We start from the raw sequence: 25165 nt of genomic DNA, 5'->3' as shown, positions 1-25165 counted from the left end.
AAAGTGAAAAACGCTAGGGCGCGCGCGTGAAAGGGGAATTGACGCCAAGATCACAACTTGTCCGGCTTCCACCGATCCAAGCATCCACCAAAGGGCCTTGCGGCTCAACGCACCGATGCGTCGGGTTTGAAACCATGATTCCACTCTGAGCTCTACTTCCAACAATTCGACCGCTCTGGCCGGTGTCGTTTTCGAAACAGAGAATATATCTCCAGATTCTAGATGGTGGAGCGCATGTATCTTTGAACGAAAGGTTGTGGTTGACTGCCGTGGCGGCGCCGGTCGCTGAATAGAGTGTAGATACACGCGTTTCGGGGAGACGTTTTTATGACGGCCGACATCGTCATTCCTAAGGACATCGCGACGGCGGTGATTGCGCCGGCCGCCTATGCTGAAGACGCTCCGGCGCTCGAAGCGTTCCGCTGGCTGCGCGCCAATAATCCACTCGGCCGGGCTGAACTGGACGGCGTGTACCCATTCTGGGTGGTCAGCAAGCATGCCGACATCCTCGAGATCAGCCGGCAGAACGACCTTTTCCATTCTGGCGACATGCCAACGACATTTACCACCATAGAGGGCGATCGCTATGTCCGCGAGCGCACTGGCGGCAGTCCGCACCTGCTGCGCACCCTGGTGCAGATGGATGCGCCGGATCATCCGAAGTACCGGCTGCTCACCCAGTCGTGGTTCCTGCCGCAGAACATCCGTGGCCTGGAAGACCGCATCCGCGGCATCGCCCGCGCCCACGTGGAGCACATGGCCTCGCTGGGCGGCGAGTGCGACTTCGTGCGCGACGTGGCCCTGACCTACCCGCTGCGGGTGATCATGGAGATCCTGGGCGTTCCGCCCGAGGACGAGCCCCGCATGCTGAAGCTGACCCAGGAACTGTTCGGAGCCGGCGATCCGGAACTGAACCGCTCGGGCGCGGAGGGGCGCGACAACGACGCGGCGATGCTGGAGCTGCAGGCGGTGATCGCCGACTTCTTCATGTACTTCAAGCAGCTGACCGATGACCGCAAGGCCAATCCGCGCAACGACGTCGCCTCGGTGATCGCCAATGGCCAGATCAACGGCGAGCCGATCAACGACTTCGAGGCGATGAGCTACTACGTCATCGTCGCCACCGCCGGCCACGACACTACCTCCTCGTCCACCGCCGGCGCCGTGTGGGGCATGTGTCAGTATCCGGAGGCGTTCGCCAAGGTGAAGGCCGATCCGTCGCTGATCCCAGGCCTGGTGGACGAATCCATCCGCTGGATCACCCCGGTGAAGCATTTCATGCGCTCGGCCACCGCCGACACCGAGCTGCGCGGCCGCAAGATCAGCAAGGGCGACTGGCTGTGGCTGGCCTATCCCTCCGGCAACCGCGACGAGGAGGTGTTCGAGGACCCCGACGCCTTCCGTCCGGAGCGTACGCCCAACCGGCACCTGGCGTTCGGCTATGGGGCGCACCTTTGCCTGGGCCAGCATCTGGCGAAGATGGAAATGCGGATTCTCTGGGAGGAGCTGCTGCCGCGGCTGAAGTCCCTGGAGTTCGCCGGCGAGCCGGCGCGCTCGGCCGGCGCCTTCGTCGGCGGCCCCAAGCGCCTGCCGATCCGCTACCAGTTCGCCTGATCTTCGCCGCCCGGGGTTGACCCGGCCGCCCTGTCCCGCTGCTAAGGGGGCATGAGCGGACCGACCGGCATGAAGGTGACCGTGGCCGGGGCAGGGGCCTTGGGCTCGGTGCTGGCATTGTTCCTGGCGGACGCCGGGGCCGAGGTGACCCTGGTGGACCCCGGCGGGCGGCCGAACGCCTCGGCGGTGGCCGCCGGCATGGTGGCGCCGGTGTTCGAGGCGCTGCTGGACGGCGACACAGGCGTGGACTTCGCCGTGCTGAGCGAGGCGGCGGCGCTCTGGGGCCCGCTCAGCGCCCGCATCGGCGTGCAGCCGGACCGCGCCGGCGCCCTGGCTGTGGCGACGGCCGAGACCCTGGAAGCCTGGGAAGCCGCCGCTCAGCGCCTTGGGGCGACCGTCGCGCGACGGTCGGCCGGCGAAGCCGAGGCGCTGGTCTCGGGGCTGAAGGCCGCCGACGGCGCACTGTTCACGACCGGCGACTTCCGCATCGACCCTGCAGCAGTCCTGGCTGCGGTGGCGCGCGCCGGATCGGTGCGGCGCGTCCTCGGTCGGATCGCCGGGTATTCGGCGGGTGTGGTCCGCCTGGAGGCCGGCGAGACCTGGGCCGCGGACCGGCTGGTGGTCGCCACCGGCGCGGCGGTGGGATTGGCCGAGGCGGTCCCCGAGCTGAAGGCGCTGCGGCCGATCAAGGGGCACATCCTGCGCCTGGCCGGGGGACCGTCGGCTGGGCCGATGGTGCGCCTGGCGCGCGGCTATCTCTGCCCATCGCCCGGCGGCGCCATCGTCGGCGCCAGCATGCAGCCGGGCCGCTGCGACACCGAGATCGAGCCGGAGGTGGTGGCGCGGCTGCTGGATCAGGCCCGCGCGGCCTTCCCGGCTCTGGATGGGGCCGGGCTGGTCGCCGCGGCCGGCGTCAGGGCTGAGACCCCCGACCACCTGCCGCTGGCCGGGCGCTCGACGACGCCGGACATGTGGATCGCCGGCGGCGCGCGCCGCAATGGCTGGCTGCTGGCTCCGTTGATCGCCCGGGCGCTGACCGACGCCCTGCTCTCGGACGGGGAGCCGCAGCTCCCCGCCGGCTTCGATCCTCGACGCTTCGGCTAGTTGCCCTCGCTGAGTTGGAACTTGATCGGGATCTCCACCGTGCCGCCGGCGACGGCCTGACCATCCTCCATCTGCGGCCGCATCTTGAAGTACCGCGCCAGCTTCTGCGCCGCCGCGCCGAAGCCGTAGTCGGCCGGCGTCTCGCTCAGCACCGTGCAGGCCGAGACCGAGCCGTTGGCGGCCACGGTGCAGCGCAAGGTCGCCGCGCCGGACATGTTCATGCGGATCGCCCGCTCCGGGTACCAGCGGTTCACCTCGTCGGCGCTGGGCCGGCTCAGCCAGTCCGGACGGGTGATGTGCTTGGGCTGCGGCTGGGGCGGCGCGACGACCACGTTCGGAGGGGTGAGCGTCCGGGGCGGGTCGGCTGGCGCCGGGGTCGTCTTCGGCGGAACGTCGACGAGCAGCGGATCGGGATGCGGGACGTCCGGCACGAGCGGTGGATTATGGATCGTCGGATGCGGGATCTGCTTCTGCACAGGCTGCGGCGGCGTCTGCTTCACCGGGTGCTGGATGTCGATGATCGTCGGCGGGTCTTCCGGCTCGGCGAGCGGCTTCGGCACGTTGAAGTTGGCGTTGTACAGATAGATGCCGACCGCCACGTGGGCGACGATCGAGGCGCCGATGGCGATGCTCATGCCCCGCGACATCTTGCGCCGCGGCGTGTCGCCGGCGATCGAGTGGAAGACGGCCCCGTTGATGGGTTCCCGGATGACCATGCGAACCTCCCTGGTTCGATTATAGTTGTGGGAAGCGTCGGGCTGTCGTTTGCGCCTGTAAAGCATCCGTCCTGTGCCGGGCGGCAGTTATCGCGGTTTAGTTACTGCGGATTTGGTAGTTTAGGCGGAAAGTCCATTTATCCAGGACTTGAGTGGAACGCGCAGTCCAAGATACGAACGGGCGTTTGTGGAGATGCGGAGGGGGAATACGCATTTGCTCGCGCCGCCCAAGGCCGCGCGCGGGGGTGCGCGCCGCGCCGCGCGCGAACATGGTTAAGCCGCCTTTAACCATAACCCGCCACCAATGAGGCCATGCCCATTGAGTCCATCCGCGGGGTCGTCGAGGCGGCGATCCAGAGCGCGTCCAACGCCACGGGCGTGGACTTCGGCTTCCTGCTGGGCACCGCCAAGCGCGAGAGCGGCTACAATCCCGCGGCCAAGGCGCCCACGTCGTCTGCGGCCGGCCTCTACCAGTTCACCGAGCAGACCTGGCTTTCGACGTTGAAGAAGTACGGCGCGCGCCACGGCTACGCCCGCTATGCCGACCTGATCGAGACCGGCGGCGACGGGCGGCTGCGGATCAACGGCTCGGACGCGCGGCAGGCGGTGATGGCGCTGCGGCTCGACCCGCGCGCCTCGGCGCTGATGGCCGGCGAACTGACCGCGGACCACGCCTCCTACCTGCGCGGACGGGTGGGGCGCGACCCGACGGCGGGGGAGCTGTACATCGCCCACTTCCTGGGCGCCGCCGGATCGGCCAAGCTGATCGAGGCGGCGCACAGCCAGCCGGGGGCGGCCGCCTCGGCCCTGTTCCCCGACGCCGCGCACGCCAATCCCACGATCTTCTACCGTCAGGGTCGCTCGGCGACGGTGTCCGAAGTCTACGCCAACCTGACCGCCGCGCCGGGCGCCAGCCGCCCGATGGGCGCCGCCCAGCCGGCGCAGGAGGATGACAAGGCGTTCGTGCAGTACGCTTCCGCCCGCCGCGCCGACCGGGTCGCCGCCCAGCGCGAAGTGGTGGACCTGATCCTGCGCGGGCCTCAGTCGGTGGACGACGTGGGCGCCAGCGCCACCAGCCGCGCGGCCGGGGCGATGTTCTCCGCCGAGATGCTCCAGGTGCTCTCCGAAGCGCGCCGCGGCCACGGCGGCTGAAGGCCGTCAGACCGCCGAGCCGTCCGCGATCAGCGCCTCGATCTCGGCCGCCGAATAGCCGGCCTCGGCCAGGACCTGCCGCGTGTGCTGGCCCAGCCCCGGCGCGGTGCGTTTGACGCTTTCCGGCTGACCGGGCAGTCGGGCGGGCCCCGCCGGCGCCAGGTAGCGCTCGCCATTGTCCTCTTCCACCTCGGTGAAGCAGCCCGCGGCCTGCGCCCACGGGTCGCCGGCGACCTGGCCGGGGTTCTGCATCGGCGCCCAGATCACGTCGCCGGCGGTCAGGCGCGCGCCCACCTCGGCCAGCGACAGCTTGGAGAAGCCGTCGTCCAGCGCGTCGATGAGGGCGGCGGCGTTCTGGGTGCGGTCGCGCGGCGTGGCGAAGCGGGGATCTTCCATCAGCTGCGGCAGGCCGGCCGCGCTGGTGATCCCGGCCCAGTCGTCGGCGCCGTGGCGGGTGACGGTGCACACCCAGGTGCCGTCGGCGGTCGGCCAGTAGTTGGACAGCGGATTGAACAGCTCCCGGCGCGAGCGCGTCGCCGCCACCTTGCCGAAGCGAAGCTGGATCGCGGTGTTCCAGCCGTTGGCGAACACGCCGGTGCGCAGCAGCGAGGTCTCGATCTGGCGGCCGACGCCGGTGCGCGCGCGCTCGTTGACCGCGGCCAGGGCGGCCGAGACCGTGGCCAGGGCGCAGATCTCATCGCCGACGCCCGGCCCGATCGGAAACGGCTCCACGCCGCGCGGGATGGTCGAGCTGGCCACGCCGCCCCGGCTCCAGAAGGCGGCGATGTCGAAGGCGGGCATGTCGGCGGCCTCGCCCTCCAGGCCGTACCCAGTGACGTTGCAATAGATCAGCCGCGGCAGCTCGGCGTGCACCGAGGCGAAGTCCAGCTTGGCCCGCTTCAGGGCCCGCGGCCGCAGGTTGGTGATGAAGATGTCGGCGTCCTTGAGGATCCGCACCAGGGCGTCGCGGCCGCCAGGCTTGCTGATGTCCAGCACGACGCCGCGCTTGCCGCGGTTCTCGAACTCGAAGACCGGGTTGTGCTTCAGGTGCGGCGAGGCGGAGAAGGTGTGGCGGGTGGGATCGCCGCTGCGGCTCTCCACCTTGATCACCTCGGCGCCCCAGTCGGCCATGACCATCGCCGCGCTCGGACCGGCGACATAGGTGGAGAACTCCACGACCTTCAGACCTTCGAGCACCCTGGCCTCCCTGCCGCCGGTTCGCCTGCGGCGACGCGTCGCGCCGCCGCCTGTTGGCGGTTTAGCGGCTGCGGGGCGGGGGCGATAGGCGCCGCGAGGGCAGGGCTCAGGCGACCGCCCGAGGGCCGGTCGCGGGGGCGAGCGCGGGCGCCGCGCGACGGGCGATCTCGGCCAGGGCGCGAGCCACGCCGCTGACCGTCACCGGCTTGCGCATCACTGTGTCCGCCCCGGCGTCCAGGCATTCGCGGGCTTCGTCGGCGTCGCCGGCGATCATGGCGACGATTCCGATTCCCCGCGCCGGCCCGGGCAGGGCGCGGATCGCCCGGGCGACCTCAGGCCCGTCCATCTCGGGCATGCGCCCGTCCAGCATGATCACGTCGAAGTCGACGATGCGGGCCAGTTCGACCGCGCGCCGGCCGTTCTGCGCGTGCACCACCTTGTGGCCCAGCTGCTCCAGCACCCCGCGCAGCATGGCCGCGTTCAGCGCCTCGTCCTCGGCCATCAGCACGCGCAGGCCGCCGGGGCCCTCGATCGTCGCGCGCTCGTCCTCGTCCTCGGCATCGATCAGCGCGGCGCTGTCGTAGGGCAGCTCCAGGGTGAAGCAGCTGCCGACGCCCACGGCGCTGTCGGCGACCAGGGCGGCGTCCATCAGGCGCACGAGCTGGCGCGACAGCGACAGGCCCAGGCCCGCGCCGGAAACCCCGGCCGCGGTGCGCGCCACCCGCTTGAAGGGTTCGAAGGCCACGCGCAGCTCCTCGGGAGTCAGTCCGGGGCCGGTGTCGGCGATGGCGATGGTCAGACGGCCCTCGCCCTTGCGTTCGACCCGCGCCTCGATCCGGCCGCGCAGGGTGTACTTCACGGCGTTGGACAGCAGATTCGCCAGCACCTGGCGAACCCGGACCACGTCGGCGACGGCCGCGCCCACCCGCCGGCCCTCGAGCTCGGGCTCCACATAGAGCGAGAACTCCAGCCCCTTGGCGGCGGCCTGCTGGCGCACCTGGACGGAGAGTTCGCGCATCGTCCTCACAGGGTCGAACGGCGCGGCGTCGACGGTCAGGCGGCCGGCCTGCGCTGTCTCGGTGTCCAGGGTGGCGTTCAGCACGGCGATCAGGTCGTTGGCGGCGGCGAGGGCCGCGCCCAGCTGCTCGCGCGAGGGGGCGGCGCGCCCGTTCTGCCCGGCGGCGGCGGCCAGCACGTGGGCGACGCCGGTCAGGCCGTTGCGGATCTCGTGCGACAGGGTGGCCACGAGATCGGACTTTGAGCGCGCCAGCCGCTCGGCCTCGGCGAGCGATCGCTCGCGCTCGGTCGAGAGGCGTTCGCGGTCGGCGGCCATGACGAACTGGCGGCGCAGGTTGCGGTTCATCAGCAGGGCCAGCAGGAAGGCCAGGGCGAAGGCGCCCCAGGTGATCACCCCGTCCTGGCGCGACTCCGGCCGCACGAACATCGCCAGCAGCGGACCGGCCATCGCGGCGGGGCCGACGATCAGCAGGCCCGGCAGCGAGGTGGCGGCGAAGAACAGGCAGATCACCGCCGCGGCGGCGGCCATCATCATGATCGTCTGGCCCGCGGCCCCGGCGCCGGCGCCCATGGCCGCGATCTGCGCCACGGCTCCCGCCCACAGCAGCCCGCCGAGGATCTGGATTCGTTGACGGCGGGCGACATCCCGCGCCTCCGGCCGCTTCAGCCAGTTCACGATGATGTAGAAGGCGCCCCAGTTGATGGCGAACACCGAGAAGGTCGCCGCCATCACCTCGCTGTTGGCGGCGTAGGACCCGGCCCAGACGTAGAACGGCAGGCACACGGCGAACACGCCAAGCGCCTGCGGCAGAAGGGCCTGCTGGGCGTCCAGCGCCTGCAGCGTCAGGGCCTCGGCCTCGCTGTGCGGGGCCGGTCGGGCGGCGTCGCCGGGGAGGGCGGAGGACATGGCGGGGCGGTCACCTCTGAAGCGTATTCGCCTCGCAGACTACCCGCGCCGCCTTGTCCCGGGGTTACGGGACAGCGTTAACGAAACCTCGCCGGCACAAGCAATCATTAAGCCTAACCGACCATGCTGCTGGAGAAGAGATTCGGGCCCCGGGGGCGGGGCGGGCGGGAAGACATGGCCACCACGCGCGCGGCGCTCACCGACAACGACATCCGCACCCTGATCAAGGGGGCCACGGCCGACGAGCGCGCCGTCGCCGCCCACCGGCTCTGCCGGCACATCGACCGCGCTGACCTGACCGACGAGGAACGCGACGAGGCGCAGCAGATCCTCCGGATCATGGCCTCGGACGCCGCCGAGCTGGTCCGCCGCGCCCTGGCCGTGACCCTGAAATCCTCGCCATTGGTGCCGCGCGACGTGGCCAACCGCCTGGCCCGCGATATCGAGAGCATCGCCCTGCCGGTGCTGAACTTCTCGCCCGCGTTCAGCGACGAGGACCTCGCCGAGATCGTCCGTCTGGGCGGACCGGTGCGCCAGGTGGCGATCGCCAAGCGCCCTGTCCTGTCGCAGAAGGTCACCGCCGCCATCGTCGACTTCGGCGTCGAGGAGGCCGTCGGCCGGGCCTGCGCCAACGAGAACGCCGACTTTGCTCCGCGCAGCCTGGAGAAGGCCGTCGAGCGCTTCGAGCAGTCGGAAAGGGTGCTGGCCGCCATCGCCTTCCGCCAGGTGCTGCCGCTGTCGGTGACCGAGCGGCTGGTCAACCTGGTCTCCGAACAGGTTCGCGAGCACCTGATCACGCACCACGCCGTCAGTCCGGAGACGGCGCTGGCCATCGCCCTGGGCGCGCGCGAGCGCGCCACCCTCGACCTCGTCGACCAGGCCGGCCGCGCCGCCGACATGCGCGCCTTCGTCGCCTATCTGCACAAGATGGGCCGGCTGACGCCCTCGCTGATGTTGCGGGCCCTGGCGCACGGGCACATGCCGTTCTTCGAATGGGCCGTGGCCGAACTGGCCGGCGTGCCGCACCACCGTACCTGGCTGATGATCCACGACGCTGGGGAACTGGGGCTGAAGGCGATCTACGAGCGGGCCGGCTTGCCGGCGCGCCTGCTGCCGGCGTTTCGGGCCGGGGTCGACGCCTTCCATTCGGTGGAGTTCGACGGCGCCGACCACGACCGCGCCCGCTTCCAGCGGCGTATGCTGGAGCGCTTCCTGACCCAGCCGCTCAGCGCCTCGCGCGACGACGTCGACTACCTGCTCGACAAGCTGGACCGCATGTCGGTCGGGCCCCAGGAGACCCCGCGGCTCAGCGCCGCCGCCGGCTAAAGCCGGCTCAGGCCCGCCGGGGCCTGACCTCGCGGCGCCCTTGATCCGCCTCGGGGGCGCGCCCAAGCTGGCGGCATGACCGAGGAAGCCCCCAAGCCGCCCGCGCCGATCCTGCCGGCCGCCACCATCCTGCTGGTGCGCGACGCGCCGACCTTCGAAGTGCTGATGGTCAAGCGCCACCACCAGATCGACTTCGCCTCCGGCGCGCTGGTGTTCCCGGGCGGCAAGACCCACGCCGGCGACCACGACCCGGACTGGGAGTTCCGCACCCTGGGCTGGGGCGCCGCCCTGCCGGAGAAGCGGCCGCTGCGCATCGCCGCGATCCGCGAGGCCTACGAGGAGACCGGCATCCTGCTGGCCCGCCACCCCGACGGCTCTCCCTTCACCGCCGACGACCGGGCGGCCAAGGCGCGCGACGACATCGCCCACGATCGCCGCTCGTTCCTGGACCTGGTGAAGGAGCTGGACGTCAGCCTCGACCTGGAGGCCCTGTCGGTGTTCGCCCGCTGGATCACCCCGCCGCTCACCGCCAAGCGGTTCGACACCTGGTTCTATGTGGCCATCGCTCCCGAGGACCAGCTGGCGGTGTGCGATGGCTGGGAGACGGTGGACGCCGAGTGGATCGCCCCGGCGGAGGCCCTGCGTCTGGGCGCCGCCGGCGAGCGGACGGTCATCTTTCCCACGCGCATGAACCTGCAGCTGCTGGCCGAGGCCGCGGGCGCGGAGGATGCGGTGGAGCGGGCGCGGGCGCGCGAACTCGTGACGGTCGAGCCCAAGGTCACCGACACGCCGCAAGGGCGGGTTCTGGTGATCCCGCCGAACGCGGGCTACGGCGAGGTCGCCGAGCCGCTGTCGAAGGTGATGTGAGCCGAGGCCCAGCGTCTATCAGGCGAAGCCAGCGCGGCTTCGCCTGACAGGCTCCAAATGTTTGAAGGCAGACCTTTTTCGGACCGAGGAAGCTCCAGCCCTCAGCCGGCGGCCTGCATGGCGCGGACCTGGCCTTCCAGTTCCTCGGCCAGGGCCTTGCCCACCGGATTGGTGTCGGTCTGGATCTGGTTGCGCACGGCGGCCTTGATGCCGTCGATGTGGGCGTCGATCAGGAACATCGGCGCATCCATGCGGGTCTTCGGATCGTCGATCAGCTTGCACAGCGAGCCGGCGATGCGCGTCACCAGCGGATATTCGTAGGTCGCGCCCAGGCCCTTCAGGTCGTGCGCCCGGAAGTACAGGTTCTCGGCGGTCTCGGGGGTCAGGCCGTCGGTCTTGATGCGGTTGCGGGCGGCCTCCAGCTTGGTGACCTCGTCCTGCAGCCACTGCGCGAAGTTGCCGGCGAGGCTCTTCAGCGCCGCCTCAGCCTTGGCCACCGCCGCCGCGTCGATCCCGCCCAGCCGGCCGCCCACCTTCAGACGAAGCGTATTGGACGCCGGAATGACCTGACTGGAATTGGTCTCGCTCAAGGCTCACCCCTCCTGAATACTCAGGTGAAGCTAGGCAGAAAGGCTTAACAACGCATGATCCATGCCGCCTCGCGGCCTGCGGCGACGGGTCTCAGGGGGGCGGATCAGGCCTGGAACTGCTCGGCCAGCATGCGCTCTTCCAGGCTGCGGCCGGCGTCGAACAGCATCACCAGCGAGATCGACCGGTCCTCCACGACCTCGACGCGCACCACGTTGCGCACCTCGACGTTGTCCGCCACCGCGCTGACCGGCCGCTTGTCGGCCTCGAGGATCTCGAAGGTGACCTTCGCCCGATGCGACAGCAAAGCGCCGCGCCAGCGGCGCGGGCGGAAGGCGCTGATCGGGGTCAGGGCCAGCACCTGGGCGTCGATCGGGATGATCGGGCCATGGGCCGAGAGGTTGTAGGCCGTGGAGCCGGCCGGCGTCGCCACCATCGCGCCGTCGCAGATCAGCTCGGCCAGGCGCGGACGGCCGTCGATCAGGATCCTCAGCTTGGCGGTCTGGCGGGTCTCGCGCAGCAGGGAGACCTCGTTGATCGCCAGCGCCTCGTGCTCGGCGCCGCCCGCGTCCTCGGCGCGCATGCGCAGCGGATGGATGTGCGACAGCTCCGCGGCGGCGATCCGCTCCAGCAGGCCATCCTCGCGGTAGTCGTTCATCAGGAAGCCGACCGAGCCGCGGTTCATGCCGTAGATCGGCCGCCGCGTCGCCAGGTTCTGGTGCAGCACCTCCAGCATGAAGCCGTCACCGCCGAGTGCGACCACCACGTCGGCCTCATCCTGCGTCGCCGCGCCGTAGCGCGCTTCGAGGGCCGCCTTGGCTTCCTGCGCCTCGGGCCGGTCGCTGGCCAGGAAGGCGAGGCGAGGGTGGGGGGGAGGGCCGCTCATGCGGGCGGCACAAGAGGCAAAGCCGCCGGCAAAGTCAAACCGTCACAAAGGCCCCTGGCGTCGTCGCCACTTGTGAAGGGCGCCGGCATTGGCGAACCCCAGCATCGGGGCCAGCTCCGCCCACGTCCTGCCCGGCCGGGAGCCCGCCTCCGACAGGAGGGTCCGCCGCACGCGGTCCAGCACCGACGCGAAGCTCTGGCCCTCCTCGGTCAGGCGACGCTGCAGGGTGCGCGCGCTCAGGCCCATCGCCTCGGCGACGAGCGGCAGGCGCACGGCGCCGCCGTCGGCCAGCACCCGGCCTATCCGCCACTCGACCGTGCCGACCACGTCGTCGTCGGGCGGCCGCTCGCCGACCTTTCGCGCGATGTGCTCGGCCAGGATGCGGAACAGCAGGGGGTCGGCCCCGCGAATTGGGCTTGTGAACAGGGCGGGGTCGTAGACCAGCGCATTGTCGGGGCAGGCCCCCTGCACGGGGCAGCCGAAGTGGCTGGCGAGAGCCTTGTCACCCTCGTCCAGGGCGTGGCGGACATAGGCGGCGAGGGGGCGTGCGCCGACGATGGCGTGCAGCAGCGTCGAGATGATGGCCAGGCCGCACTCCGCATCCTGGCGGCGCGGGCCTTCGGCGAGGTCGCCACCGTCGTAGAGCAACATCACCTCACCCGGCTCCAGGCGCCGGACCTCGAAGAAGCCGCCATCCTGCTGGAACACGAACCAGCGCGCCGCGGCGACGAGGGCGTCGGCAATGGTCGGCGCATTCATCAGCAGATAGCCCAGGGCGCCGAGGTCCCCGGGCTGGAACGCCGCGCCGACCCGCAGCCCGAAGTGCGGGTCGCCGGCTTCCTGCGCGGCCCAATGCAGCAGACCGGCGAAGAGGTCGTTGGCGACGGTCTGTCCGGCCCAGGCGTCGGGGACCCGGCGCACGCCGGCGCGGCGGAGGAACGGCCGGCAGTCCAGGCCACGCTGCCTCGCCACGGCGATGGCGCGGTCGAGGGTGAGGCCCTGGATCAGGGTGGTGCGAGGCATGCGATGTCTGGCGTGATCGGATATCAGGTTGGCGTCTCTGGATACGCCCGTCGCCACGCCTTCGGCTAGCGTTCCGGCTGTCGAGCCGGAGGAGCCAGGGCCGTGGTGCATGATTTTCGCGATGTCAGCGTCTGGGTGCAGCCGCCGCCGGACCTGCAGCCGGCGCTGGACGCCGACACGCGCGCGGACGTGGTCGTCGTCGGCGGCGGGTTGACCGGCCTCAGCACCGCCCTGTCGCTGCGGGCGGCGGGCGTCGACGTGGCGATCCTGGAGATGGACTACTGCGGCAAGGGCGCCAGCGGCCGCAACGCCGGGCATCTCACGCCCACCATCGGCAAGGATCTGCCGACTCTGGTGAAGTACGTCGGCAAGGGCCGTGCGGCGGAACTGGCGGGGTTTGCCGATCGGGCCGTGCGGTACACGGAGGCGGCGTTCGCCAGGCACGCCATCGACTGCGACTATGCCCCGGTCGGCAACATCATCGCCGGGGTGCACCCCAGGCACAGGGCGCCGCTGGAGCGGGCGGCCGAGCTGGCGGCCGGCATCGGCGTGGCGGCGTCCTTCCTCGACGAGGCGGCGATGCGGCGGCGCGGCCTGCCGGCGGCGTTCCGGTTTGGCGTCCTCGAAGCGACGGGCGGCCACCTAGACCCCGGCAAGTACGTGATGGGCCTGCGGCGGGCGGCGCTGCAGGCGGGCGTCAGGATCTATGAGCAGTCGCGGGTCGATCGGCTGGAGACCACGGGCCGGGGCGTGCGGGCGGTGGTCGGCAAGGCGGCGATCGTCGGCGAGCGGCTGGTGCTGGCCACGAACGCCTATACGCCCTCGACGCTGGGTCGGATGGGCAGCCGCGTGTTCCCTCTGCGCGTGACCTTGTTCCGCACCGCGCCGCTGGACAGCCGTCAGCGGCAAGCGCTGGGCTGGCCTGGCGGCGAGGGCGTCTATACGGCGCACGAGAGCCTGGAATCCTATCGGATGACGGCCGATGGGCGCCTGCTCGGCGGATCGAAGTACGTCCAGTACGGCTACGGCGGCGGCTTGGCGGACGGCGATCGCCCCGACGTGTTCCGACGCTACGACGGGCTGCTGCGCGAGCGCTTCGCCGAGGTTCCCGACCTGAAGATCGAGACCTTCTGGGGCGGCTGGATCGCCATGACCATCGACTTCCTGCCGTTCAGCCACGCCGACCGCCGGCGCCGGGTGTTTCACGGCATGGGCTACAACGGCCACGGCGTCGCCCAGGCGACCTACAACGGCGCCCTGCTGGCGGACCAGGTCCTGGACCGGCCGAATGGCGACGTCGACCTGCTGCAGCGCAGATCCCCGCCGCTGCCGCCGGAACCCCTGCGCTGGCTCCTCGTGCAGGCCCTGATGCGGATATTCGAGGGACCCGACCGCCGCGTCGACGCGGACCTCAGCGCGGGACGGCGGTAGGCGCCAGCCCAGGGCCTATTGGAACACCATCCAGGCGAAGATCGCCGCGACCACCGCGAAGGCCGAGACGGATTCCCAATAGTGGTCGGGATGCTCCAGGCGCATGGCCATGCGCGGGCGGCCGGTCAGGCTGACATAGGGCGCGCGGCCGGTGATGAGGGCCAGGGCGGTCGACAGGGCCGCGGCCACGGCGCTGAGGCCGATGATCTGATGCTCGGTCATGCGGGGACGATCGTACTCTTGGGCTAGGTGGCGACGGCCTTGCGGAAGGCGCTGGCGGCGATGTCGCTGGCGAACGGGCCGAAGGCCCCGATGGCGCGCCGCTCGCCATCCTCGCCGCCGCCGGGGCGGCCGTGATTGATGTCGCGGACCATGGCCAGGATGGTCGGGAAGGCCCCGCGGTCGATGCCCACTGCGGCGCAGGCCAGGCCGAGCAGCTCGGGACGGTCGGCGCTGGAGACGGCCTTGCGCACCTGCGTCGCGTCGAAGCCGCCGAGCCGCGCCAGGGCGGCCTCGAACAGCGAAAGCCGGCGTTCCTTCAAGGCGCGCAGCAGATAGCCGGGACGCAGCTGGCCGGCTTCCGACAGCTTGTCGATCAGCCGCTTCTCCATCTCTTCCTGTTCGCCGTCCCGCTCCATCACCACCGGCGCGCCCTTGTCGGCGCCGATGTTGCCATGCGCCTCGCTGGCGGCGGCGGCGATGGCCTTGTCCAGCTCGGCCGGGTCGACGCTGAAGCGCGAACAGATGGCGCTGCGCAGCGACTGGCCCACCCAGGCGTAGAGCTGGCCGGCCAGGTCGGAATTGAGCTTCGGATGGCGCACCAGCGGCGCGCGCAGGGCGGCGATCCGGCGCGAGCTTTCCACCAGCCGGCGCATGTCGGCGGCGGAGACGTCGGCGCTGTCGTTGGAGGCCAGGGCGGTCAGCACCGCCGGCTCGTCGCCGTTGAGGATCGCCTGCACCACGGCATTGGACAGCTTCGGCCGCCGGGCGACCTCGATCTGATGTTCGATGGTCGCCTCGACCAGCAGGCGCACCAGATCCTCGTCCTGCAGGATCGGGCTGGCGGCGATGATCGGCCGCGCGACCTCGATGTCGTCCAGCGCCAGCACGTTCACCAGCGCCCGCGGCGCCCAGGCGGCGGTGGCGAGACGATCGGCCAGGCGACGGCGGATGTCATGCTCGGCCTCGACCACCAGGGCCATGAAGATGGACTCCACAAGTCCTTTCACGGCCGGGTCCAGGGAACGCCCCTGGATGTCGGAGTCTTCGCAAATGCTGACGATGCCGCCGAGCAGCTGTTCCCGGTCGGCCGGGTCTCTGCTGCGCGCCAGTTCCAGAAGGTCTTCGGAGCGGGCGCTCATGTCGTGTGGCTGGCCTTGGAATCCAGGGTCATTAGAGGTCAAGCTTCGACGCATCATGTTAAGAACGTGCTTAAACCAATCGGCGCCGGTTCTCCCTGCGCGCGCTTGACGCAGGCCGGCGCCGGCGCGACTCTGAGCTGAACGGATCTCATACAGGAGGAATGGCCATGGCGGACGGTTCGGTCGCGGGCCTCAGCTCGCTCAAGGGCAAGGTTTCCGAGGAGGAATGGAAGGCGCGCGTCGACCTGGCGGCGCTCTACCGCCTGGTGGCGCTCTACGGGTGGGACGACATGATCTACACCCACATCTCGGCCCGCATTCCGGGGCCGGAGCACCACTTCCTGATCAATCCCTACGGCATGTTCTTCGAGGAGATCACCGCCTCGTCGCTGGTGAAGATCGACCTGGAGGGCAAGATCCTGCAGGAGACCCCGTATTTCATCAATCCGGCGGGCTTCACCATCCACTCGGCGATCCACGCCGCGCGGGAGGACGCCCACTACGTGATGCACCTGCACTCCGACCAGGGCGTGGCCGTGTCGGCGCAGAAGGACGGCCTGCTGCCGCTCAGCCAGCATGCCCTGATCGTGCTGCCCAAGCTCGCCTACCACGACTACGAAGGCATCGCCCTGAACCTCGACGAGCGCGAGCGCCTGGTGCACGACATCGGCGACAAGACGCTGATGCTGCTGCGCAATCACGGCACCCTGTCGGTGGGCCGCAGCGCCGCTGACTGCTGGACCGGGATGTTCTATCTGGAGCGCGCCTGCAAGCAGCAGGTGATGGCCCTCTCGGCCGGCCGCGAGAACGTGCTGATCGCGCCGGACGCCGCCCAGGCCGAGGTCAAGTCGCAGACCAGCCGCGGCATCGGCGGGGGTCTGGCCTGGCCGGGCGCCCTGCGCCGGCTGGACCGCGAACTGCCGGGCTACGACGCCTGACGGGGGCCTTCAGCCGAAGGAACGGAAAAGCCGCCGCGAGGCGGCTTTTCTCTTTTCGGGCCGGCCTCAGCAGCCCGGCAGCGTCTTCACGTTGGCCGAGGCGCGAAACAGGCCGGGACCGTTCAGGCTGTAGGTGACCGTGCGGGCATAGTCGCCGTCATAGGTCGCCTTGAACGACTGGCCCTTCACCAGGGCGGCGATCTTCGCCTCGCTGTGGCCGTACTGGATGGCGGCGCCGTCGGCCGGGTCCGGCGTCGGCTGGTCGGCGGTGTCGGGCGACGGATAGTCGAACAGCAGCAGCAGCCGCGCGCGCACCGTCGGCGCACCGGGGGTCAGTTCCACGAGATCGGCCGACTGCACCGCACAGCCCTGGCCCTGGTAGCCGCCGTCGACCTCGAGCCCCGGGTTGTCGAACAGCTCGTCGCGTGAGCGCCAGCCATCGATGGCGCCGAACGAGCCGGTCTCCACCAGCTGCGGCCACTTGCCGGACACCGCCCAGCCGGCCGGGCCGGGCGTCAGGTAGGCGACGCCCAGGAAGCCGGAGTTGACGTGCGCGGCGTCCACCACGTCGCCCTTGGCCACCACGGCGTAGCCGCCGGTGATCGGGATCAGCTTCTGCGGCGTGTAGCGGACCTGGATGGCATCGTGCTGCCACTGCTGGGTCGTCACCGCCGAGCCGTGGGCGCCGAACACCAGGGCGAAGGCGTCGTCGAGGGTGGGCGGCGCGGGGAGGGCGACGCTGGCCGCCTCGGTGGCCGCGCTCATCGCATTGGTCGCCGCGCTGGGGCCGGTGGGCGGCGCGCGCGACCACAGCATCCACAGCACCGCGCCGAGCGCCGCCACGGCGATGGCGGCGCTGACCCCCAGCGCAATGGCCGGAACCGACGGCCCGCGCGGGCTTTGTGCGCCGGCCGGCGGCTCTGCCGGTCCGGGCGCCGGCTCGGCCTCGGTGGGCTCGGACGGGGGCGGCAAGGCCGGCTCGACCGCCGGCTCCACGGGGTCCGGGAGCGGGACGACCGGTTCGGGGACGGCCTGCTGGGGAGGCGCTTCGCCACCCGCGAGGATGACCGCCTTCTGGGCGTCGAACTCCTCGCGCGTCAGCAGCCCTTTCTCGAGCAGGGCGGCCAGGCGTTCGAGGGCGAAGAGCCGGGCGTCAGGACCGTTGTCGCTCATCCGCCGCGCCTTCCCCGGTTCGCCTCAGACCGTCCTCAGGACTTCGGATCGCTGGTGATGGTCTTCAGATAGGCGATCAGGTCGGTGCGGTCCTTGGGGTCCTGCAGGCCGACGAAGGTCATCTTGGTGCCGGGCACCAGGCCCTTGGGGTTGGTCAGCCACTGGTTCAGCTTGTCGGCGTCCCAGGTGATGCCCGAGGCCTTCAGGGCGTCGGAGTAGGCGAAGCCTTCCTTCGACCCGGCCTTGCGGCCGAACACGCCGTGGAGGTTCGGCCCGGTCATGTCGCCGCCGTCCTTGACCGCCGTGTGGCAGGACTTGCACAGCGCGAACTTCGCCTGGCCGCTGTCCAGGTCGGCGGTCTGGTAGGCCGCCGGCAGCTCGGCCAGCAGCGCCTTCTTCTGCGCGTCGGTGAGGGCGGCCGGGGCGGACGCCGGCTCGGCGGGCGCGGACGGCTGGTCGGCGGAGGCCGTGCTCGAGGCGCCGCCCGACTTGCCGCAGGCCGCCAGCAGCGACGCCGCTCCCAGGATCACCACCACAGAAGTTCCGATGCGCATCGCCGTCTCCGCCTGTTGTCTGCCGGAGACATACCGCAGACGGCCGAGCTTGCAACGTCGCTGCCGTCCGTTTGGACTAATCGCCCATCGGACGCTGGCGCATGGACTTCACCGCGCCGCGCTTGGCCTTGCCCTCCAGCCGCTTCTCGCGGGCGGCGCGGGTGGGCTTGGTGACCTTGCGCTTGACCGGCGCCGGCTCGGCCTTGCGGATCAGCTCGACCAGCCGCTCGATGGCGTCGGCGCGGTTGCGCTGCTGGTCGCGAAAGCGACTGGCGCTGATCACGATCACCCCGTCCTGCGTCAGGCGCGAGCCGGCCAGGCGCTGCAGGCGTATGCTGACGTCGTTGGGCAGCGACGGGCTGCGCCGGGCGTCGAAGCGCATCTGCACGGCCGAGGACACCTTGTTGACGTTCTGGCCGCCAGGGCCGGCGGCGCGGACATAGCTGAACTCCAGCTCGCCATCGTCCAGGCTGATGCGCTGGGTGACCTCGATCATCGCCGCCCCCGCATGGCCTTGTTCACCGCCTCGTCGAGCGCCTGCAGGAAGCGCGAGCGGTCGTTGCGGTCGAACGGGCGCGGGCCGCCGGTGATCTCGCCGGTGGAGCGGATCTGCTCCATCAGCGCCCGCTGGGCGATGGCCGAGCCGATGCTGTCGCGGGTGAAGGGACGCCCGTTGGCGCCGATCGCCGAGCCGCCGGCCTGCAGCGTGCGCTCGGCCAGCGGGATGTCGTTGGTCACCACGATGTCGCCCGGCTGCACCCGCTCGGCGATCCAGTCGTCGGCCACGTCCGGCCCGGCGTCCACCTGCACCCGCTCGATGCGCGGGTGGGCCGGAACCTGCATGAAGGCGTTGGCCACCACCCAGGTCTTCAGGCCATAGCGCTGGGCCACCTTGTAGGTCTCGTCCTTCACCGGGCAGGCGTCGGCGTCGATGAAGATTTCGATGGCGCGGGTCATCGCTGGCGGGTCATGGTCCTTCGCCGAAGCTGTGGCCCGATCCGTCGAAAAAGAGAAGGGCCGCGCGGCGCGGCGCTGGGTGCGCGAGATCGCGGAGGGGATGTGATGACGCCCGAGGACTACCTGGCGCACGACGCCATCGGCCTGGCCGACCTGATCCGGCGGCGCGAGGTCAGCGCGCTCGAGGTGCTGGAGGCCGCCCTGGCGCGCACCGCCGATACCAACCCCAAGGTCAACGCGGTGATCCGCCTGCTGGAGGACGAGGCGCGCGCCGCCGCCGCCGGGCCGCTGCCGGACGGGCCCCTGGCCGGGGTTCCCTATCTGATCAAGGATCTCGGCGCGCTGATGAAGGGCGTGCCCACCACCATCGGCTCGCGCCTGTTCCAGGACAACGTGCCGGCCGCCGACAGCGCGGTGGTCGCCGGCTACCGCCGGGCGGGCCTGGTGCTGTACGGCAAGACCAACACCCCGGAATTCGGCCTGGAGCCGGTGACCGAGCCGGAGCTGTTCGGTCCCAGCCGCAACCCGTGGGACCTCGATCGCACGCCCGGCGGGTCGTCGGGCGGCGCCTCGGCGGCGGTGGCGGCGGGCATGGTGCCGGCGGCGCACGCCAGCGATGGCGGCGGCTCGATCCGCACGCCGGCCTCGTGCTGCGGCCTGTTCGGGCTGAAGCCCAGCAAGGGCCGCGTGTCCTTCGCCCCCTCCAACGAAGGCTGGGGCGGCTTTTCGATCCAGCACGCCGTCACCCGCACGGTTCGCGACAGCGCCGCGCTGCTGGACGCCATCTGCCAGCCGCAGCCAGGCGATCCCTATTGGCTGGAGCCGCCGGCGACGCCGTTCCTGGCCGAGGTGGGCCGCGATCCCGGGCGCCTGCGCATCGGCGTGTTCACCGGCGCGATCAATACCGGTGGGCAGATCGATGCGGAATGCGTGGCCGCCGTCGAGGATGCGGCCAGGCTCTGCGAAAGCCTGGGCCACGCGGTGGAGCCGGCGCGCCTGCCCGACATCGGCGTTGCCGCCGCGGCCGCGGGCCAGATCATCGGCGCCAGCATTGCCGCCACCATCGCCGCCGAGGAGGATCGCCGCGGCCGCGCGGTCGAACCCGGCGAGATCGACATGCTCACCCAGGCCATGCTGGGCCGCGGCAAGGCGGTCGGCGGCCCGGACTTCGTGCGGGCGCTGTATGCGGCGCACGCCTATGGCCGGCAGGTCGCGGCGCTGTTCGAGACCTTCGACATCTTCCTGTGCTCGACCCTGGGCTCGCCGGCGATCAGGGTCGGCGAGCTGCGCGGCCAGCCGCTGGACCTGGCCGGCTATGCATCGCGCCTGTTCGCCTTCATGCCCAACACCCAGGCGTTCAACATCACCGGCCAGCCGGCGATGACCGTGCCGCTGGCCTGGAGCCGGTCCGGCCTGCCGATCGGCGTGCAGTTCGCCGCGCGGGCGGCGGAGGAGGCCCTGCTGTTCCGCCTTGCCGGCCAACTGGAACAGGTCCGGCCGTGGGCCAACAGACGCCCGGCGGGGTTCCAGTAGGCCCGCCGGTCGCCCTCCCCCTTGTGGGGAGGGACAGATCGCGAAGCGATCAGGGTGGGGGAGTCAGGGCGTCCCACCGGCCAATCGGAACCTTCCCACCACCGGCGGGTGTTCCCCACCCTGGCGGCTTCGCCGCCTTTCCCTCCCCATGAAGGTGTTCAGACCGGGGACATCGGTGACAGGTGTTCGGGGACATCCGTGACACATGTGGATGATGTCAGTCGGACTGGTTGAGGTCGATGGTTGCGATGCGGTTGGTTCGGAAGAAGACGTCGTAGAGGCCGTCGGTCTGGGTCGGCCTGACGGCGACGAGCTTTCCGTTGAAGGCCTTGGGCACGCGCCATCTGCGGCTTTTGAAGCTGATGCGGGCCTCTGGCGGGACGCGGCGGAGCTGGTCGTCTGGTCCGTGGTCGAAGGGCCGGGGCTTGGGCTGATAGGCTCTTGGGCTGACGGCGTAGCGCTCGGCGGGGACGCCCATGCCGATACCTTCGTGCGGGCGCTGGGTGTTGTAGACGCCGCGCCATTGCTCGAGGTGTCTGGCGGCGTGGTGGAGAGTCTCGAAGGGCGGGCCGGTCAGGGCCTCGGCCTTCAGGGAGCGATGGAAGCGCTCGTCCTTGCCCTGGGTCTGGGGGTGGTATGGCCTGGAGTGGCCGACGCGGATGTCCTGCTCGATGAGCCACACGCCCAGCGGGGTGTAGGGATCGCCAGGTCCGTTGCCCCAGGGCGCGCCGTTGTCTATGGTCATGCGCCAGGGCAGGCCGTAGCGTTCGAAGGCCTTGATCAGGTTGGCCTTTACGGTCGAGGTCTTCTCGTCGGCGCAAGCGGCCAGCACCAGGCAGAAGCGGGAGTGATCGTCCAGGACGGTCAGCGGATGCAGCCGGCCCGAACGCATCGGCACATGGCCCTTGAAGTCCATCTGCCACAGATCGTTGGGCGCGGGATGCTCGAAGCGGGTGAACGGCGCATGGCCGCCGCCGAAGGTCCCCAGCGCCACGCCGTGGCGCTTGAGGACCTGCGTCACCGTCGAGGGTGACGGCGCCGCCAGCCCTTGCCGCTCCAGTCGCTTGGCGATCTTGCGCCCGCCCCAGGCCGGATGCTCCGACCGCACCGCCAGAGCCGCCGCCTCCACCGCCGCGGCCGTGCGCCCAGGACTGCTCAGCGGCCGGCGCGAGCGCTCATCCAGCCCAGCCTCACCCTCCTGCCGATAGCGTGCCAGCAGCCGGTACCCCAACGTCCGGCTCACCCCGAAGCGTCGGCAAAGCTCCGACCGGTTGCACCCCTCCACCAGAGCCAACCGCACAAACTCACGCTTCTGATCCATCGCAGACACCCCCGTGAATGCCATCTCCGACCTCCCTGCGAGATCGGACATGTGTCACGGATGTCCCCGAACACCTGTCACCGATGTCCCCGGTCTGAACAGAAGGGGAGGGTGGGGTCTGCGGGCGGCGATCACACGCCCATTCCCTGGCCGCGGATCAGGGCTCCGGCCAGGGCGGCCGTCTCGGTGACCGCCTTGCGGGCGTTGGCCGAGGCGTGGGTCATGTTGGCCCAGCCGTGCGGCAGCAGTGGAAACTCGCGGGTGACCACGCGGGCGCCCTGGGCGGCGATGATCTCGCCGTAGCGCCGGGCGTCCGGCCGCACCGGGTCCAGCGGGCCGCCGGTGACGATCAGGGTGGGCGGGGCCGGGGGCATGTCGACGTCGAACAGCGACGGGGCGCTCACCTCGCCGTCGGCCAGCTGGCTGCGGATATAGGCCACCGCCGCCCGGCCGACGATCCGCGAATCCTGGAAGATGGTGGTCGACCAGATGGCGTCGTCGATATGCATCAGCGGGTAGACCAGCACCTGCGCCGCGACCGTTCCGGGCCGCTCGGCGTTCAGCGCCGCCGTCAGGGTGATGGCCAGGTAGCCGCCGGCGGAATCGCCGCTCAGCACCAGCCCGTCCGGCCGCACGCCCAGCTCGGCGGCGTGCGTCAGCACCCAGCGGGCGGCGGCCAGGGCGTCGTCGCGCTGCGCCGGATAGCGCGCCTCGGGCGCCAGGCGGTAGGTCGCGGCGATCACCGTCACCTGCGCCCCGTCGGCCAGCCGGCGGCAGAAGGCGTCGTTGGTGTCCAGATCGCCGATCACGAAGCCGCCGCCGTGGATGAACAGCAGCGCCGGCCCGCCAGGCGGCGCCCCTCGCGGCCGATAGAGCCGACCGGGCAGCGGGCCCGCGGGGCCGTCGATCACCAGCTCGCGCACCTCGTCCAGGGGCGGGCAGCGCCGGTCGCGGCCGGCGATGGCGGCGCGGATGGCCGCGCGCACCCCCGCCAGGCCCAGACGGTGGTATTCGTCGGCCCGCGCGGCGAGGGTGCTCTTCAGGTCGCTTTTGATGTCCATGCGGGCGCTCCGGCGCGACCTTCGATGTCAGGTCGAGGTTCGGGCGCCCGCGCGGTCCTGTCGAGTGAAGATGCCGACAGGATCAGAACTCGGCCCGCACCGTGCCGCCGAAGGTCCTGGGCGTGCCGAGCTGCCCGCCGAACCCGTAGGCCGCCGCGCCGGTGATCGAGGACGAGCCGAGGTTCTGGAAATACCGCTTGTCGAAGGCGTTGTTCACCCAGACGGCGACGTCGTAGCGCTCGCCGATGTGGACGCCGAGCCGCGCATTGACCAGCGAATAGGCCGGGATCCAGGCGCCGGGGCTTTCCTGCACGTCGCCGAACACGCCGGAGCGGTAGGAATATTGCCCCTGGATGTACGGCTTGAACCGGCCATGCGCCGGGAAGTCGTAGCGGGCGTTGGCGTTCACCACCCACTTCGGCGCCTGGTACACCGGCTGGCCGGTCAGGCTGGCGACGGTCCCAGCTGGCAGCACCACGCCCACCGGCGCGGGCGGGTTGGCGTAGCTGATGTAGCGGGTGTCGTTGTACGAGAAGTTCAGGCCGAGATCGAGCGCGCTGCTGGCGTGCCAGTCCACCTCGCCCTCGACGCCCTTGGCGCGGATGTCGCCGACGTTGGCCAGGTAGGACTTCAGGCCGGGCGGATAGATGTTGGCCTGCAGTCCGTTCAGCCGGGTGGTGAAGACGTCGATGTTGAAGTCCACCCGGTGCTGGAACAGCGACGACTTGAAGCCCGCCTCCCAGTCCCCCACGGTTTCGGGCTGCAGCACCAGCGGGATGCCGGCCGAAACCGCCGAGTTCAGGTTGATCCCGGCGGCCTTGTAGCCCGTGGAATAGGACACGTAGACCATGGCGTCGTCGGTGACCTTGTACGAGCCGCTGGCCAGGTACGACCAGTTGCCGTTCTTCACCGTCACGTCGTAGCTGAACGGGATCGAGGTGGTGGCGAGCGGCGTGCCCGCCGTCGAGGTGGCGCTGACGCCGTGCCGCTTGTCGTGGGTGTAGCGCACCCCCGCGGTCAGGGTCAGGCGGTCGGTCAGCTTGAAGTTGGCCTGGCCGAACACCGCCGCGCTGTCGGTGGTGGCGACGACGTCGTCGAGATACTGCGAGCCGGGCGCCACGGTGATCGCCGCGGCCGCCGGGTTCGCGAGCCGGGCGTAGGTCGTGTAGAAGGCGCTGGCGTCGTAGCCGAACTGGTTCAGGATATAGTGGTCGCGCAGCTTCTGGTGAAAGAAGTAGGCCCCCGCCTGCCAGGTCAGGCGCCCCGGCTTGGAGGCCAGGCGGAACTCCTGTGAATACTGGTCGTCCTTGGTCTGGGCGACGTTCACCTGGATGATGTCCAGCGGCGTGCCGTCGCTGTCCTGCAGCGGATGGAAGTGCCAGTAGCGGTAGGCGGTGATCGAGGTCAGGTCGGCGAAGCCGAGGTCGTACTTCGCCTCCGCCGAGACCGCGTGCTGGTCGGTCATCATCTCCTGCGGCGCATTGTTCCGGGTGTAGTCCAGGCTGGCTGTCGGGACGTAGCCCAGCGCCGCCAGCGCCGCCTTGGTGCGCGCGGTGGTCGCGCCGGCGCTGTCGGGCAGCACCGACTTCAGCACGCTGACGCAGCAGGTGTCGTCTTCCACGGAGTACTCGCCGCTGAGCTTGAGCGAGAACTTCGCGTCCGGCGTGAACAGCACCTGCAGCCGCGCGCCGCTGCGACCCACGCTATTGGCCGCCGAGCCGGTCTTGATGTTGGGCAGCACCCCGTCGCGCCGCGTGGTGAAGGCGGTCAGCCGGGCGGCGATCCTGTCGTCCAGCAGCGGGCCGTTGAGGCTCAGGCGCACCTGGCCGTAGTTGAAGTTGCCGTACGAGGCCTCCACCGTGGCGCTGGGCGTGGAATTGGGCGCCTTGGTGGTGATGTTCAGCACGCCCGCCGAGCTGTTGCGCCCGAACAGCGTGCCCTGCGGCCCGCGCAGGACTTCCACCTGGTCGATGTCGATCAGGTCGGTCAGCGCCATCCCGGGGCGTCCCAGGTAGACCCCGTCGACATACACCCCGACCGAGGTGTCCAGGCCATCGGAGGCTGAGGACACGCCGATGCCGCGGATGCCGACCGATGAATTGCGCGGGTTGGAATTGTACGCCGTCAGGCTGGGGACCTGGTTCTGCACGTCGGCGATCGTATAGGCGCCCGTCCTGGCCAGGCTGTCGCCGGAGAGGGCCGACAGCGGGATCGGCACGTCCAGCGCGCGCTCGGACTGGCGTCGGGCGGTGACGATCAGCTCGTTGACGGCGGTGGCGCTGGCCGCATCGACGTCGGCGGCGGCGACCGCATCGGCGGCGCGCGCGACGGCGGCGGGCGACAGGGCGAGGGAGGCGAGAAGGGCGGACTTCAGAGACAGACGCATCTTTTGTTGTTCCAGCATTCTTTCAAAGGCGCCGGTTTGTGGTCTTTAAAATC

At 70.6% G+C, this 25165-nt stretch carries 22 protein-coding genes and 1 pseudogene; 8 read left to right on the top strand and 15 right to left on the bottom strand.

Going from position 1 to position 25165, the window contains the following annotated elements; all coding sequences use genetic code 11:
- The first annotated feature begins 327 nt into the window (after positions 1 to 327).
- Together ACO2Q3_RS10035 and ACO2Q3_RS10030 are read left to right on the top strand one after the other, a co-directional pair.
- Positions 328 to 1614, top strand: coding sequence for a cytochrome P450 (locus ACO2Q3_RS10035; RefSeq protein WP_423306426.1), 1287 nt, complete (start codon positions 328 to 330; stop codon positions 1612 to 1614).
- Positions 1615 to 1665: 51 nt separating this feature from the next.
- Entirely contained in the window at positions 1666 to 2718 is a 1053-nt protein-coding gene (locus ACO2Q3_RS10030; RefSeq protein ID WP_423306425.1) for an NAD(P)/FAD-dependent oxidoreductase, read from the top strand.
- Here ACO2Q3_RS10030 and ACO2Q3_RS10025 read toward each other — a convergent pair.
- Positions 2715 to 3434: a TonB family protein gene (locus ACO2Q3_RS10025; protein WP_423306423.1), complete on the bottom strand. Its 720-nt coding sequence runs from the start codon at positions 3432 to 3434 to the stop codon at positions 2715 to 2717. The two genes, ACO2Q3_RS10030 and ACO2Q3_RS10025, sit on opposite strands and share 4 nt — an antisense overlap.
- A 312-nt stretch (positions 3435 to 3746) precedes the next feature.
- On the opposite strand from ACO2Q3_RS10025, the gene ACO2Q3_RS10020 reads away from it, so the two are divergent.
- A complete protein-coding gene (locus ACO2Q3_RS10020; RefSeq protein WP_423306422.1) occupies positions 3747 to 4586 on the top strand; it encodes a transglycosylase SLT domain-containing protein in 840 nt (279 codons plus the stop codon).
- A 6-nt stretch (positions 4587 to 4592) separates the two neighbouring features.
- Here the strand turns inward: ACO2Q3_RS10020 and ACO2Q3_RS10015 are convergent, their stop codons facing one another.
- Entirely contained in the window at positions 4593 to 5783 is a 1191-nt protein-coding gene (locus tag ACO2Q3_RS10015; RefSeq protein ID WP_423306421.1) for a CaiB/BaiF CoA transferase family protein, read from the bottom strand.
- A 106-nt stretch (positions 5784 to 5889) separates the two neighbouring features.
- Complete coding sequence (locus ACO2Q3_RS10010) at positions 5890 to 7707, bottom strand: ATP-binding protein (protein WP_423306420.1); 1818 nt, start codon at positions 7705 to 7707, stop codon at positions 5890 to 5892.
- A gap of 174 nt (positions 7708 to 7881) precedes the next feature.
- On the opposite strand from ACO2Q3_RS10010, the gene ACO2Q3_RS10005 reads away from it, so the two are divergent.
- Both ACO2Q3_RS10005 and ACO2Q3_RS10000 read left to right on the top strand, forming a co-directional pair.
- Positions 7882 to 9033 carry a DUF2336 domain-containing protein gene (locus ACO2Q3_RS10005; protein ID WP_423306419.1) on the top strand — a complete coding sequence of 384 codons (1152 nt, stop codon included), beginning with the start codon at positions 7882 to 7884 and terminating at the stop codon, positions 9031 to 9033.
- A gap of 75 nt (positions 9034 to 9108) precedes the next feature.
- Positions 9109 to 9900: an NUDIX hydrolase gene (locus tag ACO2Q3_RS10000; protein ID WP_423306418.1), complete on the top strand. Its 792-nt coding sequence runs from the start codon at positions 9109 to 9111 to the stop codon at positions 9898 to 9900.
- Between the two features lie 101 nt (positions 9901 to 10001).
- On the opposite strand, the gene ACO2Q3_RS09995 is transcribed toward ACO2Q3_RS10000, so the two are convergent.
- The 3 genes from ACO2Q3_RS09995 to ACO2Q3_RS09985 form a co-directional block, all read right to left on the bottom strand.
- A complete protein-coding gene (locus ACO2Q3_RS09995; RefSeq protein WP_423306417.1) occupies positions 10002 to 10490 on the bottom strand; it encodes an Hpt domain-containing protein in 489 nt (162 codons plus the stop codon).
- 104 nt (positions 10491 to 10594) lie between these two features.
- Positions 10595 to 11374 carry an NAD kinase gene (locus ACO2Q3_RS09990; protein WP_423306416.1) on the bottom strand — a complete coding sequence of 260 codons (780 nt, stop codon included), beginning with the start codon at positions 11372 to 11374 and terminating at the stop codon, positions 10595 to 10597.
- A 42-nt stretch (positions 11375 to 11416) separates the two neighbouring features.
- Positions 11417 to 12397 (bottom strand): AraC family transcriptional regulator ligand-binding domain-containing protein, encoded by a 981-nt coding sequence (locus ACO2Q3_RS09985; RefSeq protein WP_423306415.1) that lies wholly within the window; start codon positions 12395 to 12397, stop codon positions 11417 to 11419.
- Between the two features lie 105 nt (positions 12398 to 12502).
- Here ACO2Q3_RS09985 and ACO2Q3_RS09980 point away from each other — a divergent pair, with 105 nt between their 5' ends.
- Positions 12503 to 13828: an NAD(P)/FAD-dependent oxidoreductase gene (locus ACO2Q3_RS09980; RefSeq protein ID WP_423306414.1), complete on the top strand. Its 1326-nt coding sequence runs from the start codon at positions 12503 to 12505 to the stop codon at positions 13826 to 13828.
- Between the two features lie 15 nt (positions 13829 to 13843).
- Here the strand turns inward: ACO2Q3_RS09980 and ACO2Q3_RS09975 are convergent, their stop codons facing one another.
- Both ACO2Q3_RS09975 and ACO2Q3_RS09970 read right to left on the bottom strand, forming a co-directional pair.
- The gene (locus tag ACO2Q3_RS09975) at positions 13844 to 14050 is read right to left on the bottom strand and encodes a hypothetical protein (protein WP_423306413.1); all 207 of its coding nucleotides are present in this window, start codon (positions 14048 to 14050) and stop codon (positions 13844 to 13846) included.
- A 23-nt stretch (positions 14051 to 14073) separates the two neighbouring features.
- Complete coding sequence (locus tag ACO2Q3_RS09970) at positions 14074 to 15189, bottom strand: DUF2336 domain-containing protein (protein WP_423306412.1); 1116 nt, start codon at positions 15187 to 15189, stop codon at positions 14074 to 14076.
- A gap of 167 nt (positions 15190 to 15356) precedes the next feature.
- On the opposite strand from ACO2Q3_RS09970, the gene ACO2Q3_RS09965 reads away from it, so the two are divergent.
- Positions 15357 to 16127: a class II aldolase/adducin family protein gene (locus tag ACO2Q3_RS09965; RefSeq protein WP_423306411.1), complete on the top strand. Its 771-nt coding sequence runs from the start codon at positions 15357 to 15359 to the stop codon at positions 16125 to 16127.
- Between the two features lie 66 nt (positions 16128 to 16193).
- Here ACO2Q3_RS09965 and ACO2Q3_RS09960 read toward each other — a convergent pair whose 3' ends face one another.
- The 4 genes from ACO2Q3_RS09960 to ACO2Q3_RS09945 all read right to left on the bottom strand — a co-directional run bounded on the left by ACO2Q3_RS09960 (position 16194) and on the right by ACO2Q3_RS09945 (position 18811).
- On the bottom strand, positions 16194 to 17300 hold the full coding sequence (locus ACO2Q3_RS09960) for an SHOCT domain-containing protein (RefSeq protein WP_423306410.1): 1107 nt from the start codon (positions 17298 to 17300) through the stop codon (positions 16194 to 16196).
- Positions 17301 to 17335: 35 nt separating this feature from the next.
- On the bottom strand, positions 17336 to 17854 hold the full coding sequence (locus tag ACO2Q3_RS09955) for a c-type cytochrome (RefSeq protein WP_423306409.1): 519 nt from the start codon (positions 17852 to 17854) through the stop codon (positions 17336 to 17338).
- Between the two features lie 76 nt (positions 17855 to 17930).
- Positions 17931 to 18350 (bottom strand): alternative ribosome rescue aminoacyl-tRNA hydrolase ArfB, encoded by a 420-nt coding sequence (gene arfB, locus ACO2Q3_RS09950; protein ID WP_423306408.1) that lies wholly within the window; start codon positions 18348 to 18350, stop codon positions 17931 to 17933.
- Positions 18347 to 18811 carry a YaiI/YqxD family protein gene (locus ACO2Q3_RS09945; protein ID WP_423306407.1) on the bottom strand — a complete coding sequence of 155 codons (465 nt, stop codon included), beginning with the start codon at positions 18809 to 18811 and terminating at the stop codon, positions 18347 to 18349. Before ACO2Q3_RS09945 ends, arfB begins: the two co-directional genes overlap by 4 nt.
- 105 nt (positions 18812 to 18916) lie before the next feature.
- Here ACO2Q3_RS09945 and ACO2Q3_RS09940 point away from each other — a divergent pair, with 105 nt between their 5' ends.
- Positions 18917 to 20344: an amidase gene (locus ACO2Q3_RS09940; protein WP_423306406.1), complete on the top strand. Its 1428-nt coding sequence runs from the start codon at positions 18917 to 18919 to the stop codon at positions 20342 to 20344.
- A 158-nt stretch (positions 20345 to 20502) separates the two neighbouring features.
- Here ACO2Q3_RS09940 and ACO2Q3_RS09935 read toward each other — a convergent pair.
- The 3 genes and pseudogenes from ACO2Q3_RS09935 to ACO2Q3_RS09925 form a co-directional block, all read right to left on the bottom strand.
- Positions 20503 to 21689 (bottom strand): annotated as a pseudogene (locus tag ACO2Q3_RS09935) (IS481 family transposase).
- 107 nt (positions 21690 to 21796) lie between these two features.
- Positions 21797 to 22726, bottom strand: a complete 930-nt coding sequence (locus tag ACO2Q3_RS09930; RefSeq protein WP_423306405.1) for an alpha/beta hydrolase — start codon at positions 22724 to 22726, stop codon at positions 21797 to 21799.
- An 82-nt stretch (positions 22727 to 22808) separates the two neighbouring features.
- The gene (locus ACO2Q3_RS09925; RefSeq protein ID WP_423306404.1) at positions 22809 to 25112 is read right to left on the bottom strand and encodes a TonB-dependent receptor; all 2304 of its coding nucleotides are present in this window, start codon (positions 25110 to 25112) and stop codon (positions 22809 to 22811) included.
- Positions 25113 to 25165 lie beyond the last annotated feature (53 nt).

Origin of the sequence: Caulobacter sp. KR2-114, assembly GCF_049446115.1 — a bacterium.
GTDB lineage: Bacteria > Pseudomonadota > Alphaproteobacteria > Caulobacterales > Caulobacteraceae > Acaudatibacter.
This window is presented reverse-complemented; position numbering and strand designations above follow the sequence as displayed.

What these genes read in the sequence shown, in the direction of transcription:
- ACO2Q3_RS10035 (WP_423306426.1), top strand. Translation starts at nt 328, where the DNA reads ATGACGGCCGACATCGTCATTCCTAAGGACATCGCGACGGCGGTGATT.
- ACO2Q3_RS10030 (WP_423306425.1), top strand. Translation starts at nt 1,666, where the DNA reads ATGAGCGGACCGACCGGCATGAAGGTGACCGTGGCCGGGGCAGGGGCC.
- ACO2Q3_RS10025 (WP_423306423.1), bottom strand. Translation starts at nt 3,434, where the DNA reads ATGGTCATCCGGGAACCCATCAACGGGGCCGTCTTCCACTCGATCGCC.
- ACO2Q3_RS10020 (WP_423306422.1), top strand. Translation starts at nt 3,747, where the DNA reads ATGCCCATTGAGTCCATCCGCGGGGTCGTCGAGGCGGCGATCCAGAGC.
- ACO2Q3_RS10010 (WP_423306420.1), bottom strand. Translation starts at nt 7,707, where the DNA reads ATGTCCTCCGCCCTCCCCGGCGACGCCGCCCGACCGGCCCCGCACAGC.
- ACO2Q3_RS10005 (WP_423306419.1), top strand. Translation starts at nt 7,882, where the DNA reads ATGGCCACCACGCGCGCGGCGCTCACCGACAACGACATCCGCACCCTG.
- ACO2Q3_RS10000 (WP_423306418.1), top strand. Translation starts at nt 9,109, where the DNA reads ATGACCGAGGAAGCCCCCAAGCCGCCCGCGCCGATCCTGCCGGCCGCC.
- ACO2Q3_RS09990 (WP_423306416.1), bottom strand. Translation starts at nt 11,374, where the DNA reads ATGAGCGGCCCTCCCCCCCACCCTCGCCTCGCCTTCCTGGCCAGCGAC.
- ACO2Q3_RS09985 (WP_423306415.1), bottom strand. Translation starts at nt 12,397, where the DNA reads ATGCCTCGCACCACCCTGATCCAGGGCCTCACCCTCGACCGCGCCATC.
- ACO2Q3_RS09975 (WP_423306413.1), bottom strand. Translation starts at nt 14,050, where the DNA reads ATGACCGAGCATCAGATCATCGGCCTCAGCGCCGTGGCCGCGGCCCTG.
- ACO2Q3_RS09970 (WP_423306412.1), bottom strand. Translation starts at nt 15,189, where the DNA reads ATGAGCGCCCGCTCCGAAGACCTTCTGGAACTGGCGCGCAGCAGAGAC.
- ACO2Q3_RS09965 (WP_423306411.1), top strand. Translation starts at nt 15,357, where the DNA reads ATGGCGGACGGTTCGGTCGCGGGCCTCAGCTCGCTCAAGGGCAAGGTT.
- ACO2Q3_RS09960 (WP_423306410.1), bottom strand. Translation starts at nt 17,300, where the DNA reads ATGAGCGACAACGGTCCTGACGCCCGGCTCTTCGCCCTCGAACGCCTG.
- ACO2Q3_RS09955 (WP_423306409.1), bottom strand. Translation starts at nt 17,854, where the DNA reads ATGCGCATCGGAACTTCTGTGGTGGTGATCCTGGGAGCGGCGTCGCTG.
- arfB (WP_423306408.1), bottom strand. Translation starts at nt 18,350, where the DNA reads ATGATCGAGGTCACCCAGCGCATCAGCCTGGACGATGGCGAGCTGGAG.
- ACO2Q3_RS09945 (WP_423306407.1), bottom strand. Translation starts at nt 18,811, where the DNA reads ATGACCCGCGCCATCGAAATCTTCATCGACGCCGACGCCTGCCCGGTG.
- ACO2Q3_RS09940 (WP_423306406.1), top strand. Translation starts at nt 18,917, where the DNA reads ATGACGCCCGAGGACTACCTGGCGCACGACGCCATCGGCCTGGCCGAC.
- ACO2Q3_RS09930 (WP_423306405.1), bottom strand. Translation starts at nt 22,726, where the DNA reads ATGGACATCAAAAGCGACCTGAAGAGCACCCTCGCCGCGCGGGCCGAC.
- ACO2Q3_RS09925 (WP_423306404.1), bottom strand. Translation starts at nt 25,112, where the DNA reads ATGCGTCTGTCTCTGAAGTCCGCCCTTCTCGCCTCCCTCGCCCTGTCG.